Source organism: Serratia sp. H1w, assembly GCF_000633355.1.
Classification (GTDB): domain Bacteria; phylum Pseudomonadota; class Gammaproteobacteria; order Enterobacterales; family Enterobacteriaceae; genus Chania.
Window position 1 is genome coordinate 1 of the sequence record NZ_AYMQ01000011.1, and the last position, 15,838, is coordinate 15,838.

At 55.8% G+C, this 15,838-nt stretch carries 11 protein-coding genes and 1 pseudogene; 7 read left to right on the plus strand and 5 right to left on the minus strand.

Features of this window, described 5'->3' with window-relative positions; genetic code table 11:
- Window positions 1-254, plus strand: a pseudogene (locus U869_RS29155) (arginine-ornithine antiporter); the annotation flags it as partial.
- Between the two features lie 15 nt (window positions 255-269).
- On the plus strand, window positions 270-1,544 hold the full coding sequence (arcA, locus tag U869_RS0102390; RefSeq protein ID WP_025123645.1) for an arginine deiminase: 1,275 nt from the start codon (window positions 270-272) through the stop codon (window positions 1,542-1,544).
- 70 nt (window positions 1,545-1,614) lie between these two features.
- Here arcA and blaFONA read toward each other — a convergent pair whose 3' ends face one another.
- Entirely contained in the window at window positions 1,615-2,502 is an 888-nt protein-coding gene (blaFONA, locus tag U869_RS0102395) for an FONA family class A beta-lactamase (protein WP_025123646.1), read from the minus strand.
- 134 nt (window positions 2,503-2,636) lie between these two features.
- Between blaFONA and U869_RS0102400 the strand changes: the two genes are divergently transcribed.
- Window positions 2,637-3,506, plus strand: coding sequence for a LysR family transcriptional regulator (locus U869_RS0102400; RefSeq protein WP_025123647.1), 870 nt, complete (start codon window positions 2,637-2,639; stop codon window positions 3,504-3,506).
- Window positions 3,507-3,673: 167 nt separating this feature from the next.
- On the opposite strand, the gene U869_RS0102405 is transcribed toward U869_RS0102400, so the two are convergent.
- Window positions 3,674-5,290 carry an FGGY-family carbohydrate kinase gene (locus tag U869_RS0102405; RefSeq protein ID WP_025123648.1) on the minus strand — a complete coding sequence of 539 codons (1,617 nt, stop codon included), beginning with the start codon at window positions 5,288-5,290 and terminating at the stop codon, window positions 3,674-3,676.
- A 12-nt stretch (window positions 5,291-5,302) separates the two neighbouring features.
- A complete protein-coding gene (locus tag U869_RS0102410; protein ID WP_029988460.1) occupies window positions 5,303-6,049 on the minus strand; it encodes an SDR family oxidoreductase in 747 nt (248 codons plus the stop codon).
- Window positions 6,050-6,311: 262 nt separating this feature from the next.
- Between U869_RS0102410 and U869_RS0102415 the strand changes: the two genes are divergently transcribed.
- Window positions 6,312-7,328 carry a LacI family DNA-binding transcriptional regulator gene (locus U869_RS0102415; RefSeq protein ID WP_025123650.1) on the plus strand — a complete coding sequence of 339 codons (1,017 nt, stop codon included), beginning with the start codon at window positions 6,312-6,314 and terminating at the stop codon, window positions 7,326-7,328.
- A gap of 5 nt (window positions 7,329-7,333) precedes the next feature.
- On the opposite strand, the gene U869_RS0102420 is transcribed toward U869_RS0102415, so the two are convergent.
- Window positions 7,334-8,299: a sensor domain-containing diguanylate cyclase gene (locus tag U869_RS0102420; RefSeq protein ID WP_025123651.1), complete on the minus strand. Its 966-nt coding sequence runs from the start codon at window positions 8,297-8,299 to the stop codon at window positions 7,334-7,336.
- A 193-nt stretch (window positions 8,300-8,492) separates the two neighbouring features.
- Between U869_RS0102420 and U869_RS0102425 the strand changes: the two genes are divergently transcribed.
- The 3 genes from U869_RS0102425 to U869_RS0102435 are packed head-to-tail and all read left to right on the plus strand — an operon-like array spanning window position 8,493 to window position 14,841.
- Window positions 8,493-9,683: an SrfA family protein gene (locus U869_RS0102425; RefSeq protein ID WP_025123652.1), complete on the plus strand. Its 1,191-nt coding sequence runs from the start codon at window positions 8,493-8,495 to the stop codon at window positions 9,681-9,683.
- Window positions 9,683-12,601 (plus strand): virulence factor SrfB, encoded by a 2,919-nt coding sequence (locus U869_RS0102430; protein ID WP_025123653.1) that lies wholly within the window; start codon window positions 9,683-9,685, stop codon window positions 12,599-12,601. The genes U869_RS0102425 and U869_RS0102430 overlap by 1 nt, the downstream gene beginning before the upstream one ends.
- Window positions 12,598-14,841, plus strand: coding sequence for a virulence factor SrfC family protein (locus U869_RS0102435; RefSeq protein ID WP_025123654.1), 2,244 nt, complete (start codon window positions 12,598-12,600; stop codon window positions 14,839-14,841). Before U869_RS0102430 ends, U869_RS0102435 begins: the two co-directional genes overlap by 4 nt.
- Before the next feature lie 42 nt (window positions 14,842-14,883).
- Here U869_RS0102435 and U869_RS0102440 read toward each other — a convergent pair whose 3' ends face one another.
- Window positions 14,884-15,489 carry a nitroreductase family protein gene (locus U869_RS0102440; protein ID WP_025123655.1) on the minus strand — a complete coding sequence of 202 codons (606 nt, stop codon included), beginning with the start codon at window positions 15,487-15,489 and terminating at the stop codon, window positions 14,884-14,886.
- Window positions 15,490-15,838: the final 349 nt, after the last annotated feature.

Here is a 15,838-nt window from a genome sequence, read left to right on the forward strand (position 1 = left end):
GCGATCACAAAAAGGATCTGATCTTCGCGCTGATTGCCACCTTCTACGCACTGCTGATGCTGTACGCCGGTGGTATGAAATATCTGCTGCTCTCCGCCATCATCTATGGCCCAGGAACGCTGCTGTACATTATGGCCAAACGTGAACAACACGCGAAACTGTTCACCCCGGCCGAAATGGGACTTTTTATCATCGTTATGGTCGCCGCCATTGTCGCAATCTACAGCATTGCCACTGGCGTTATCACAATCTGATCGAGGCAAGTCATTATGACGACTAAGAAAAAGACGCAGTCCAAGTTTGGTGTTCATTCTGAAGTAGGGAAATTGCATAAGGTCATGGTCTGCGCCCCAGGGAAGGCGCATAACCGGCTAACACCAAGTAACTGTGATGAGCTGTTGTTCGATGACGTGCTGTGGGTTGAGCGCGCCAAACGTGACCATTTTGACTTTATGACCAAGATGCGCGAACACGGCGTGGACGTGGTTGAGATGCACAACCTGCTGGCCGAAACGCTGGCGCTGCCTGAAGCCAGAAAGTGGATACTGGATCAGCAGATTGTGCCCAATGAGGTATCGCTGGGGATCCTGAAAGAAACCCGCAGCTTCCTGGATGGTCTGGCACCACGAGCATTGGCGGAGGTACTGATCGGCGGCCTTTCCACTACCGAGCTGGCCAAAGAAGGTTATGCAGACCATGAAGAGTTGAAGCTGATCCGTGAAGCGGTAGACATCACCGAATACCTGCTGCCACCGCTGCCGAATACCCTGTATACCCGTGATACCACCTGTTGGATCTACGGCGGCGTGACCTTGAACCCACTGTATTGGCCTGCCCGTCACGAAGAAACCATTCTGACGACGGCGATCTATAAGTTCCACCCGGACTTTGGCGAAGCCAACGTTAACGTCTGGTGGGGGGATCCAACGGTGCACCACGGTACTGCCACGCTCGAGGGTGGTGACGTAATGCCGATCGGCAACAAAACGGTGCTGATTGGTATGAGTGAACGTACTTCGCACCAGGCGATCACCCAGTTGGCCGCTTCGCTGTTCGCCAACAAGCATTCCGGCGTTGAGCGGGTAATGATTGCAGCCATGCCAAAACTGCGCGCCGCCATGCACCTGGATACGGTATTTACCTTCTGCGATCGCGATGTCGTCACGCTTTATCCGGCGATCGTCAATCAGATCAAAACCTTCTCACTGCGCCCGGATGATGGCCCAACCGGCATGAAGCTGAGCCGCGATAATGGCACCTTTGTTGAGGCCATTGCCGGGGCGTTGAACCTGAAAAAACTGCGGGTGGTGGAGACCGAAGGTAACGACTACGATACCGAACGCCAGCAGTGGGATAGTGGTAACAACATGGTGGCGCTCTCTCCTGGGGTGGTGCTGGCTTACGATCGTAATACCAAAACCAATACCCAATTGCGTAAGGAAGGCGTGGAGGTGATCGAGATTGTGGGGAGTGAGCTGGGCCGTGGCCGTGGCGGCGGCCACTGTATGACCTGCCCGATTATTCGCGACGCCATCGATTATTAATCGCCAAGCGTGATCATCAAAGGCCGGATTATCCGGCCTTTTCATGGGCGCAGCATGCTGCGCCCCTACATCAAAAACCTTCGGTGACAATCTTGGCGGCTGCGGCCAATACGTCTTTGCGGGCTTCGGCATTCTGCTGTGGCTGGGTGAAATAGGTCACCAATACCAACGGCGCGTTGTTCGATGGCCAGATAACGGCGATATCATTAGTGGTACCGTAATCGCCGCTGCCGGTTTTATCCCCAACAATCCATTTGGCTGGTAAACCTGCACGAATGCTGGCTCCGCCGGTAGTATTCCCTTTCATCCATTCAACCAGTTGGGCACGTTGTGGTTCGCCCAGCGCCTTGCCCAGGGTCAGATTTTGCAGGCTTTTGGCCATTGCCAGCGGCGATGTGGTATCACGTTCGTCACCCGGAATGGCGGTATTCAAGGTAGGTTCGGTGCGATCGAGACGGAACGTTTTATCGCCGATGCTACGTGCAAAGGTGGTCACTTTTGCCGGACCGCCAAGATGTTCGAGGATTTTGTTCATCGCCGTGTTGTCGCTGTACTGGATGGTGGCGGCGCTGAACTCGCCCAGGGTCATCCCGGTATCCAGATGCTTTTCGGCGATCGGGTTGTAGTTGACCAGATCGGATTGCTTGATGGCCATGCGCCGATCCAAAAGATTTTTATCCGTCTCACTCTGCTTTAACAGCGCCGAAACCGCCATCACCTTGCTGGTGCTGCACATGGCAAAACGCTCATCTGCACGATACAGGATCTGTGAGTTATCGGCGGTATCGATCAGCGCGACACCCAGGCGGCCGCCGGAGCTTTTTTCCAAATCAGCCAGTTGCTGCTGGATAGTATTCTTGGCATTAGCGGGTTGCGCCCACACTGATGCACTGCCGAACAACAGCGGCATAACCGCAGCGACCATCAGGGTGGTCTGACGTAGTGTATTTTTAACCATGTTTTGCCTCACAGATTAGGGGGATTAACGCGTTGGGTTGATCTTCAGATGGCGGGAAATATCCCCTGTTAGGCACTTGTTGACAAGCGACAAGAATTTTCTCTAGCATAAAGAAAATCTTTTGGATAATGGCTATGCGCTCTAATCTTCCTCTTAACGCCCTGCGTGCCTTCGAAGCCTCCGCCAGACACCTGAGTTTCACTCGGGCCGCGCTGGAACTGTATGTAACCCAAGCCGCCGTGAGCCAACAGGTCAGGCTGCTTGAAGAGCGCCTGGGGATGGTGTTATTTAAACGCTTACCCCGCGGTTTGGAAATGACGGAGGAGTCACGGGCGCTGTTTGCCGTGCTAACCGACGCCTTTGGTCATATTGAAAAAGCCTTCCGGCAGTTTGAAGGGGGGCAGTTTCAGGAGGTGCTGACAGTAGCGGCCGTTGGCACCTTTGCCGTTGGCTGGCTTCTACCGCGCCTTGACCGCTTCAGGCAAGAGCACCCCTTTGTTGAACTGCGGCTACGTACTAACAATAACGTGGTTAATCTGGCCGCCGAGGGGTTGGATTTCGCCATTCGCTTTGGCGCGGGCCTGTGGCCAGCCACCCAGAACGAAATGCTGTTTGATGCGCCGCTGACCGTGTTGTGCACGCCCGAGACGGCTAAGCGGCTCAGCACCCCAGCCGATCTGCTGAACGAAGATCTGCTGCGTTCTTATCGTGCTGAAGAGTGGGAAAACTGGTTTGCCGCCGCGGGCCTGCAAGCGGTGCGGGTCAACGGTGCCATCTTTGATTCCTCCCGGCTGATGGTTGAAACCGCCATCCATTCCGGTGGGGTGGCATTGGCCCCAGCAAAGATGTTTGTCCGCGAATTGGATAACGCGCAGTTGGTACGTCCCTTTGCAGCCGAAATCAATATGGGGAGCTACTGGTTAACCTATTTGAAATCGAAAAATATGACGCCCGCCATGGAGATATTCCGTGATTGGCTACTCAAGGAAGCACAGGACGCATAACATATGGGCTCATCCTCCGAGCTAGTTCAGCGTCGTAGGCAGGTAATGTGGTACTGCGTAGGGGCGCTGCATGCCGCGCCCATGTTAAGGTTAGATTCAAGAGTCAAAATGTCGCACGGACGGTTCCCTCTCCCTGTGGAAGAGGGTTAGGGAGAGGGGCGTCAGCGTTATTGCAGTTCCTCGCGGATACGTTTGGCCGTGCTTTGCAACAGCTTATAGGCCTCATAGCGATTGGCGTGCAGTTGGCTGAAATCGCCATTCGGCTGGTATTGGCTATCCAACTCGGAAAACTGCGTCATTGCCTGCTCCACCGAACCGGCAACCTTCCCTGCCGCCGCCCCCAGGATCGCCGAACCCAGCAATACCGGTTCTTCCGCCTTGGTTGCCAGTACCGCGCAGCCACAACTATCCGCCAGCAACTGCCGCACCAACGGATGACGGCCGGCACCACCGCTGATCACAATATTTTCAACGGTGACGCCCATCTGGGACTGGGCATCGAGTATTTGCCTTAAGCCATAGCCAATCCCGCAGATCCCGGCAACATACAAGGCCACCAGATTATCGAGATTACTCTCCATGCCTAGCCCAGCGACGATAGCGCGGGAATGCGGATCGGCAAAAGGTGCGCGGTTGCCAAGGAATTCGGGCACCACGTGCAAGCCATTGGCAAGTTTTGCCGCTTCCGACGCCGCCGGCATTTTCGCCAGCGCCAGGTCGGCCAGCAAGGTTGGCAGTGATACGCCCAACGCTTTAGCCTGCTCTGCCGCTTCGGTTGCGGCCGGGTGGAAAGAGACCAACTGCTTGATCGCCGCTCCTGCCGCGCTTTGCCCACCTTCAATGAGCCAGGCTCCCGGCACCATGGCTGAGTAATACGGCCCCCAAACGCCCGGCACAAAAGCGGGTTTTTGCGTGGTGGTCATCGTACATGATGAGGTACCAAACACGTAGGCCAGGTTGCTGGTGACCCCACCGCCGACACCGACGGTACCAATCCCGCCAGCGTGGGCATCAATCAGGCCAACGGCGACAGGCGTACCCGCCAAGAGCCCCATTTCTTCGGCCGCTTCCGCCGTCAGGCCGTTGCCACAAGGCGTGCCTGGCTCTTTGATGTGTTCCCCGATACGGCGGAACGCTTCGTTTGGGAATTCCTCAAGGCCGATGGTGCGGAAATAGTCCGCATCCCAGCGTTTCTCATGCGCCAGATAGGTCCATTTGCAGGTCACGGTACAGACTGAACGTGCCAGATCCCCAGTAGCCCGCCAAGTCAGGAAATCGGCCAGATCGAAGAACTGCCAAGCGTTGTCGTAAATCGCACGCCGGTTCTCTTTCAGCCAGAGCAGTTTGGGCGTTTCCATTTCCGGCGAGATTTTACCGCCCACATAGTTGAGTACCGGGTGTCCGGTGGCGTTGATCCGCTCGGCCTGCTCCGTTGCCCGATGATCCATCCACACGATAATGTTACGGTCGGGATCTTCGGATGGGCCTACCGCCAATGGCTGGCCTGCGGCATCCAGCACCACCAGGGAACAGGTGGCATCAAAACCGATGCCAGCCACGTTGTCTGGAGAAATCCCGGCAGCGGCAACCGCCTGCCTGATGCTGGTACACACCGCTTGCCATATCTCGCGGCTGGATTGTTCAACATGGTGTTCCGGGCCACGGAACAAGGTGATCTCCTGGCTGGCGTGCGCCAACATGGCACCTGACAGATCAAAAACCCCTGCCCGTGCGCTGCCTGACCCTACATCGACGCCGATAACGACCTGCTGTTTATTGTTCATCATTTTCACCTATCAAAGATCGACACTGTTTGGCAGGATCACCAGGTCGCGCACGGTGACATTCTTCGAACGCGTGACCATAAATAACACCGCTTCGGCCACTTCCCTTGGCTGCATCAGGCTGCCGTTGGCCAGAGCCTCTTCCATTTTGGCTTTTGGCCAATCGTCCAGCAACGCGGTCACCACCGGCCCTGGCAACACCGCGCCCACCCGCACGCCATACTGCGCCACCTGACGGCGCGTAGAGTGTACAAACGCCTGAACGGCAAACTTTGAAGCGGTATAAATGGGTTCCCAGATCACTGGCACCACCCCGGCAATCGAGCTGGTAAACAAGATATCGCCAGATTTTTGCTCGATCAGATGCGGCAACACCGCCTGAACGCTGCGGAACGCGGCGTTGATATTGAGATTAAGCACGCGATCCCACACGTCCGGATCGCCTTCCGCCACCGGGCCGCCAATATAGGCACCGGCATTGGCGTGGAAAATGTCGAGACGCCCGGCAGCCGCCAGAATACCAGGCAACATGCCAGACACCTGCTGCGGGTTGAGCAGATCGACAACCAAGGGGAAAGCGTTGTCGCCAAGTTCATCGGTCAGGCGTTGCAACTTTTCCTGGTCGCGGTCGATCAGTACCACTTTAGCTCCGGCCTGCAGGAAGATGCGTGCGCATTCCAGGCCGATACCCGAGGCCGCGCCGGTGATCGCAGCGACCTTACCTTTGAGGGAGAAATTCAATTGGGTGAAATCTGTCATGGCTGGGTTCCTTAATTAAACAAGAGATCAAATCGTCACGACGAAATAACCGCGTGTTAATTCATCGCGTTAAGCATTTGTTTGGCGCTGGTGATGCCACCGGGCGCAGCATGCAGCGCCCCTACGCAGTATCTGACATCCGTTCCCTCGCCTTGGCTACAGCACTCTTTCCTACCGTTTGCTCATGGCGCTCAATCGATTGAGCATCATTGCGACTTTTTATTTTTACTGTCAAGATATAGAAAATTGGGGAGCGAAATTTGTGACTGGCTTCAAAGCAAAAAAAACGACAATTTACGATTTGGCCGAATTGGCCGGGGCCTCCTCAAGCGCGGTGAGCGCCGTGCTCAACGGCAGTTGGAAAAAGCGCCGCATTGGTGCTCAACTGGCAGAAAAAATCCTGCGCATCGCCGAAGAACAGGGCTATACCGTCAATCAACAGGCCAGCCTGCTGCGCCGCCGCAAATCGACGATGATCGGCATGATCGTCCCCAAGTATGACAACCGTTATTTCGGTTCAATCGTTGAACGGTTCGAGTCGATGGCCCGTGAACGCGGCCTGTTCCCGGTGATCACCTGTACCAGCCGCGACCCTGAGCTGGAAATCGAAGCGGCCCGCACCATGCTTTCCTATCAGGTTGACTGGATCATCTCAACCGGGGCTACTGCCCCCGACAAAATCACCGAGATCTGCGCGGCTTCCGGCATTTCCACGCTGAATCTCGATCTGCCAGGCACCCTCGCCCCTTCGGTGATCACCGATAACTATGCCGGTGCCAAAGAGTTGACGCTACGCATCCTGGCGAACTGCGAAAAACGGCTGGGTTACCTCAAACCGCTGATATTCGTCGGCGGTCGCGGGGTTGACCATAACACCACGGAACGTTTGCGCGGTTTTCGGGACGCTCACGGCCAATTGGGCGTTGAGGTCATCGAACAGAATCTGCTGGCCTGTGGCTATTCGCCAGACAAGGCCGAGCAGGCGTTGAAAGCGTTTATCGCGGAAGGTGGCGATCTGGACACCGGGTTATTCGTCAACTCGACGATCTCGCTGGAAGGTGTCATGCGCTGGTTGGTGGCATCCGGCTTTCGCGGTGACAAACAACCCGTGATGGGCTGCTTTGACTGGGACCCTTTCGTGCTGCTGTTAGGCCATGACATTGTGATGGTGCGCCAGGACGTGGACAAAATGTTGCAGGCGGCGTTTACGCTGATCGATACCAACTCGCAGGAAAAACGGCTGATTGAAATAGCGCCAATTTTCCCAGAGGCGGTCTAAGGCCGCTACACGATCTTGGCTTTTTTGATGCGGTACATGGTGGAGTCCCCCTCGGCCAGTAAAACCTCCAAGCTGTGGGGTACGGCAGGATCAAACTCAACGATGCCATAGGAAAACGCCAACTGATAAGGGGTGATCCGTGAAGCATTATGTTCATCCACATAGCCTCGCAGAACGGTAATCCCCTGCTCGGCCTCACTTTTACTGCGGCTCCCCATCAGAGCCACAAACTCGTCACCGCCCAGCCGGGCAATCACGTCAAAATAGCCAAAGGCACGTTTCATCAGCTCTGCAAAATAGACCAGAGCCCGGTCTCCTTCCCCATGGCCGTATGCGTCGTTGATCATCTTGAATTTATCCAGATCGATAAACACCAGGCTAGCCTTGACCCCTTTTATCTGGCAATGGTTCAGCATATGGCCTGCCAGACAGATAAAGCCACGGCGGTTGGAGATTTCTGTCAGTTCATCTGAAGTCGAAGCCTGAAACGCACGCAGCTCATCTTCCACCATTGAGGCCAGATCGCGCAGTGCAACCGCGTCTTCGGCATCAAACTGTCGGGGCTTGTCATCGATCAGACACAGGGTGCCAATTTTCAGCTCACTGGAATAGCTTAACGGGCAGCCGGCATAGAAACGAATATGCGGTGAATCCTTGACCAGTGGGTTATCCGCAAAGCGCTCATCCTGCAGCGTATCGGGGATCAGCAGAATATCGTTGCCCAGGATCGCATGACCACACAAAGAAATGTCCCTCGGCGTTTCTTTGGCCGATTCCAGTCCACTATTAGATTTGAACCACTGACGGTTTTCATCCACCAAGCTCACCAATGCAACAGGTACGCTGAACAGTCGCCGGGCCATGCGCGTCACCCGATCGAAGCGTTCTTCTGGCAGGGTATCCAACAAATGCAGGGAACGCAGAGCCTTCAATCGCTGTACTTCATTCTCAGGCATCTCAGGCGTTTTCATCGCTAACGTCCACTCCAGTTAAAAGTACAAGTATAGATCTTGAAAGCAATACAGCATGTTGCAGGATAATATCGTTCGTCACCGCTTTCAATCCGATGCACAAAACAGATGCCACTTTCCCCCTGTTTTCAGCCGTTTGATTCGTTTATAGCTATCTAAACTAGGCGTTTAGCTTAAAAGCAGGGCATCCGGCGTGGCAAAACCCTTTTTACGCAGTGGCAATTTAGTTGACGTTCTCACTTTGGGGGAAAATGGACAACCGGTTTATGCGTTGGCAGCGCAGTTACGTGAGGCGTTGCGCCTCCAGCAGCAGCCAGCCGTAGCGGATTGCCTGGCGATCCCGCTCCCTAACGCACAAGGCGATCGCATTGACTGGTATGCGCCCATCGCTGGACGAGCGATCTCCTGGCATGCGGCCGATGAGCAACAACGAGCCGCCGCCCTGCCACTGTTGGAGCATTTCCAGAACACCGCCGAAGCCATTACCCTGCGCGCTCGCCACAGCGGCAAAGCCAGCCTGCAAATGTTTGCGGCGTTGCTCAGCAAGGCCATGCAGTTCCCCGATCAGAACGCGGTTTTCCTGGTGGATGGTAAACCGGTGATCACCTTCTGGGGATGTGTGAAAGCCGATGGCCAAATCCGCAGCGCGCCTTTGGATTGCCTGCGCCCGCAAGATCGCCCTGCGCCACCGATCGCTACGCCAATCGTCGAGCCAGTTGCTGAACCTATTGCCGAACCGGAGCCAGCACCTCTTCCCCCAGTGACTGAAGACCCGCCTCGCCGCGCCTGGTGGTTACTGCTACTGCCAGCCGTGTTGATTCTGGCCGCCGCGATCTGGCTGTTGCTGCCCAAACCCACAGCTCAGCCACCGATGAAAATCGTTGAGCCAGTCATCAAATTACACCCCAAACTGGTTATTACGCCTGTGGTATTACAACTGCCATTAGCTCATGCAGAGGTGCTGCCCCCGCCGGTCATTACGCCGGTGGTGGTCGATAGGCTGGCTCTGACGTTACCGGCTGAGGATGTCAAGGCCGGTTCTACCGCTTTCCTCAACGGTAAATGGCGCGTCACCTTGGCCATCAAAGATCCGCTGACCGGCAAACCACCAAGCCTGCTGTACCAGTTTAAAAATGGCAAAGGCACCGCCAGGATCGTCCAGGGTGACAAAGTCACCTGCCGGGTCGAGGTCAACGCTGGCCTGATGCAGTCAGGTAATCTGGTGATCAATAGCCGTACCAAGGCCCGTTGCAGCGACGGTTCCCGCTATCAAATGCCGGAACTGGTGTGCAAGCAAGGCGATGCCGCCGCGGCGGAATGCAGCGGGCGTTACGGCAACAGCGAAACGGTATTCCCTATGACGATCAAGCGCGAGAGTAAATAATGTTGGCGACCCCCATCGCATATCCGCAGCGCGTTACGCTGATCCCCAACAGTGGGATCCAATTTCTGGACTTCGCCGTTACGCCGGTGCTTGATGCCGAGCGTCCAGGCAAATTTGTCCGCCAGACCGCCAATGGCCCACTGCTGCGGCTGAACTACCATCAGGCCAAGGACCGATATTTCCTACCGGTAGCCCCTGGCGAACCTGCCGAAATGGTCCGCCCTGAATTCAGCTTCGCTTTGGAGCAGTCACTGCGGCTACTCGACCGTGTCTGGTTGCCGTTGCCATTCCTGCGCTTCAACCCACCAAGCAGCTTTCTGAGCGGGCCAGACAACTGGGCGCGAATGCAAATCAGGCAGTTGGCGCAGCCAGACCGGCAAGGGCATACGCTGCGTATTACGCTGGCATTTGATACCCAGGTCTATCCAGCAGGGCATGAAAACCAACAGTTGGCCCCTACCCAGCAGGACATCACCACCGGACTGAGCTTTGCACTGGCACACCATAGCCAGGATTTGGGTGATTTTCTGGATGCCACCTGGGTCGACGGCTGGCTACGCGAGGTGTTTTGCCAACAGGCCAGCGCCCTGGAGCAGCGCCCGGAGCGCAATATCAGCGTTTCGCTGCGTGAATTTGAATATCAGGCTCATTACCTGAACCTGCTGCAACTGCTGGCCAGCCAGTTGAACGTGCCGGATATCTCGCTAGGCAATGAGGTGCAGCAATCCGCAGTGAATGTGGATCTGATCCTCGATGTTGGTAACTCGCATACCTGCGGTATCCTGGTAGAGGATCACCCGGCGGAACGCAACGGCTTGAAATACAGCTATGAGCTGCAACTACGCGATCTCGGCGAACCGCATTATCGGCATCAAGGGCTCTTTTCCAGCCGTACGGAGTTTGCCCCCGCCAACTTTGGCAAAGCAAATTTCTCATTTGAAAGTGGCCGGGACGATGCGTTTCTCTGGCCCTCGCTGACCCGGATTGGCCATGAAGCCTGCCGATTGGCACAACAGCGGCAAGGCGATACGGCATCGACCGGCCTTTCCAGTCCACGGCGCTATCTGTGGGATGAAGAGTGTTACGCCCCCGGTTGGCGTTTCAACCGCACGGCAGAGTTCAGCCTGCAAGAACCGCCCGCGCTCGCAACGCCGTTAGCTCAGTTGATCAATGACCAAGGTCAGCCATTGTCCAGCCTACCGCCGGAGGAACGCCTGCCGGTCTTCACCCCGACCTATAGCCGCAGTTCGCTGATGGCCCTGATGCTTAGCGAACTGTTGGCCCAGGCTCTGATGCAGATCAACGACGTGGCCCAGCGACTGACTCAGCGCGAAGGGACAGCCCCCCGCCGTTTGCGTAATATTATTCTGACCCTGCCTTCCGCCATGCCGGTACCGGAAAGGGAAATCTTCCGCTTGCGGATGCATGAGGCGATCGCGCTAGTATGGAAAGCAATGGGCTGGCATCCAGCAGAGGAAGGACTTGGCTCGGTGCCGTTGCCCGCCGTGCAGATGGAGTGGGATGAGGCCACCTGCGGCCAGATGGTCTATCTGTATAACGAAATCCAGGTCAACTTTGCGGGCCAGGCCGGGGAGTTCTTTAGCGCCATGGCGCGCCCAGACTCTGCCGAACCGGGGAAAACATTGCGTATTGCTTCGGTAGATATCGGCGGTGGCACCACCGATCTGGCGATCACCCAGTACCGTCTGGAAGAAACGGCGGGTAACAACGTCAAGATCACTCCGCATCTGCTCTTTCGCGAAGGGGTCAAGGTCGCGGGCGATGATATTCTGCTGGAGGTGATCCGCCTGTATCTGCTGCCAGCACTACAGACCGAATTCAAACGTGTCGGCATCGCAGAACCGGCAGTGCTGATGGCCGAACTGTTTGGTCAGGAAGGCGCATCGGTGCTGCGGCAACAAGTGACACTGCAACTTTTCATTCCGCTCGCTCAGGCGATCCTGGAACGCTACGAAAGCTTTACCCCGGTGCAGACCCGCAGTGAGATTGACGCCACATTGGGCGAGCTGTTGACGCAAAATCCCACCGATAACGTGCTGAAATATATCAACGCTGCGGTGCAACGCGGCTTACCGGCAGAAGCAGAACCTTTCGATGTCTTGCAGACACCGTTGATTATGCGGCTGAGTCATCTGCATGCCGAGTTCCTGGCCCCGCGCATGGCGCTTACCCGCAATCTGCGTTTGTTGACCGAAGTGATCGCCCTGCACAACTGCGATGTGCTGCTGCTGACCGGCCGCCCTTCGCGTTTTCCCGGCATTCAGGCCCTGTTCCGGCAGCTCCAGCCGGTTCCCATCAACCGCATCGTGTCACTGGATGGTTACCACACCAGCGGTTGGTATCCTTTCAGCCAGCAAGGACGGATCGAAAACCCCAAATCCACCGCGGCGGTGGGAGCCATGCTGTGTCTGTTAGCGCTGGAGTTACGCTTACCCGGCGTTTACTTCAAAGCAGCCGATTTCCGCCCTTATTCAACCGTGCGTTATCTGGGGCGTCTGGATATGGACAATCGCCTGCCTGCCAATCAGGTCTACTATGCCGATCTCGATCTGGATACCCCGGATGGCGGTCTGGACAGCAGCGTCAGCTTTGACCTCAATGGCGCATTGTGTCTGGGATTCCGCCAGTTGGATAACGAACATTGGCCCGCAGCGCCGTTGTTTACCCTGACGATCGTCGACCCGCAGCTGGCGCGCAACCTGGCAGGCGACAACCTGTTGCGGGTTAAAATTGCCCCACAACCGGACTTTCCCGCTCGCTGGGACATCACCGCCGCCGAGCTGGAAGATGGCAGCCCGGTGCCCACCGAGCATCTACAACTCAAATTGAATACGCTGATCGACAGTGCCGCCGGGGCTACCCACTATTGGATCGACAGCGGGAGCGTTTTTGCATGAAGTCAGTCAGCCACCCAATTACCCCGCTTAGCCAGCGCTGGCCGTTAGTAAACCAAGGTATCGATCGGGCGCTGGCCTGGGCGGGTAACGCTCACTTGCCGCCTCCCCGTTTCGCGCTGGAAGCTCCCAGCTTGATGCTTAATCTACGCCGTAGCCGCATCCGGCTTCATCGGCTGGCGGCGGCTACTACTCAGCGGGGAGCCCTTGGCTTTTATGGCCGATCGCAAGCGGCAAAAAACTATCTGATCGCCGCACTGGCAACGGCAGAAGCCGGTTATTTGGCGACCACCTTCGCCGGTAAGACGCTGGATTACCTGACACATATCCGCCCTGGGCACTCTGCCGTTGGGGTAGCGATCCGCTTTAGCCACACGGCACCGCAACAAGACCCTGATTATCCGGTGCAACTTAAGCTGTTAACGGCGGCAGAGTTGGTCTGTATGCTGGCCCGCAGTGCCAATGCACAACTGCCAGTGGCAGAAAGCACCACCGACGAACTACTCGCCTCGTTGAGCAAACGTTGCCAACATCAGGTAGTGCCGGGTATCAGCGCCGATGATCTCGTCACCATTTGGGACGCGCTGCGTCATGATGACCCGCAAGTACAGCAGTTCTGGGACAGCAAATATTGGCCAAGCGCGTTAGCGATCGCCCCCTATCTGGCAATTGATGATCGGGCACAACTATTTGCTCCGCTATGGGGCGCAGAGCCGGCATTGACCGAATGTTATCGCCGTCTGGCTTACCGGCTGGATCAGTTAGCTAACGCCCCCAGCGTATTGGCACCACTCAGCCTGCTGACGGATGAAAATCAGCATCCCAGTTACGGCATTTTTACGCCAGCAAATCTGGATGAGAGCGATGACAAGGTTCAAATCAGGCTAGACTTCGACGTGATGACCCTCCCCGTGGGCGAGCTGAACCTGTTAACCGCAGAATTGCTGATCCCCGTACCTAGCACACCGTCCCATAGCGGATTTGCGTCAACCGATTATCTGGATCTGCCTGCCTACAAGGCGGATAACGCGGGTCAGCCCACGGTTAACCGACGTTTGCAGCAGGCCAAGAGCCTGACGTTACTGCAACGCTACAGCGACCAACAGGCCATGCAGGCCTTGATCATCTGCCATGCCGCAGCCTGCCGTGAAGAAGCCACGATGGTTGGCCGGGCGCTGGATCATTGGGTACAGCAACATCAGGGCTCGGATAACCCTGGCCATCCCGGATTGGTTTGGGCATTTACCCCCTACGATCGGCGATCGTCTCCCCATTTTGACCAAGCCGTGCAGCGTTACGTTGGTCACCCCGGAGAGGTTTGGGGCACCTTGCTGGCGATGAATGAAGATGAGCTGCGGCGTATGGCCGACTATCTGCTCATCTCGGTAAATGAAGCCGCACGCCACAACCGCCTGCAACAGCGTTTCGAACGACTGGAGTTGGATCTGCGGCAAAATCTACTCGGCCGCTGGCTCAGTGTGGAGGCCGAGGATAAAGCCCCGCTCGCCAAGGCCACGGTAAAAGCGTTACAAACCCGCACGACGCTGCATGGCGAACTGCTGGAACACCTGTTGCCAGACCGCAGCGCCCTACAGCAACTCTTTTGCCAACAGCAGCAAGATCGCCCACATAGCGACGATCCTCTGGCGATCGAGTTAGATCTGTTTGACGAACAACCGACGGCGGTATCGCCGCTCAAGTCTGGCGCTAACGCCGTATTGCTGGTGCAACAGTTATGGATCACCCAGTTGCGTAATCTGGCGGATAATCGTGCATTAATCGACTTGCTGGCGGTTGAAACGGCCACCTTGGCCACGCTGGGGGATGAATTGATCACTGCCAGCTTCCGGCTGGATATCTGGCAACGGTTAGGCAACGCCTTGGCCGCCCCCCAACAGGCAGCTAACAGCAGGGAAAATCTGGTTGAACGACAGATCGCCTCTACTTTGACGGTGCTGGGGGATTTTGTCGCCTGGCTTGGCTTCCAGCTGCGTCCGCAAGAACAGAGGCCGGAAAGCCGCATTAACCGTGGCCACAAGATTTTCACCAAACCCAGCCAGAGTGCCGACTTGCGTTTGACAGCGTTACCTGTGGAACCGATCAATAGTAGCGCACTATATATCTATGATTGGCTGGTGGGGCTGTATCATTTAATCGCTGAAAACGCGGGCCATGGTGGTGCGCAAGCGCTTAATAAGCCGCAGCGGGAAAGATTAGAACTTATTATTCAGGAAATGGCCTAGTCACCAAGAACCTCTCTCCCTATTGGGAGAGAGGGATAAGAATTAAAAGCGATCGACCTTCACAATTTCATCAACCGGCAATTTACCAATACGTGGGTAAGGCTGGCCAATACCCTTGCCAATCGCCACCATCAGCGCGATCTGATAATGCTCCGGCTTATTGATGATCTTGCCCACGGCGTCAAAATCAAAACCGTCCATTGGGCAAGAGTCATAACCTTGGGCTTTGGCCGCCAACATCAAGGTCTGGGCAAACAGGCCGCTGCTGCGCATGACTTCATCACGCTGCACTTGAGCCTTGCCACGATAATATTGGTCGACCGCTGGCAGCATAAACTGTTGCACCGGTTCCGCGGCCTCACGCCAAACGTTTTTCACCTGGGACTCCCAACTGGACAGGTCGCCACACAGGATAACCAGCATCGAAGCATCGGTCACCTGCGCCTGCCCCCATGCTACCTCGCGGATATGCTCGCGCTGAGCGCGATCTTCGATCAGCAGTGGACGCCAATGTTGCAGGTTAAAGGCGCTAGGCGTGTTTTGCAGGGCGATGTTGAGCAGTGCCTTCTTCTCTTCCAGTGTCATCACATGCTGGGTATCGAATTGTTTGGTTGCGCGGCGTTGTTGAATGGCGTCAAGTGTGTTCATTACTCATTCCCTTTGATTACGTTAAGCCGTTTATTGTCGCTTTTTCCCGGCTGCTGTCTACCAAGATCTGTGATCCTATCCATTCAGACGCCCCGCCAGGTACGGAAAAAACGTTCTTGAAATCTCGCCCAGCATAGCTAACGCCTTCACGTTTTAACCTTCAGAAGAAAATCACTCTATTAGAGAAAAATAATATTTAGCCAGACAAGCAGTTAACTGAGAGTATTCCTACAAGGACGCACCATTCTGGATAAATAATAATAAAAAACACCTTGTGTAAATGATTTCCCTTATCATTTGGATGAGAATTTTATTAAGTTACCTCAAAATATACCCGTGATCATTGAAG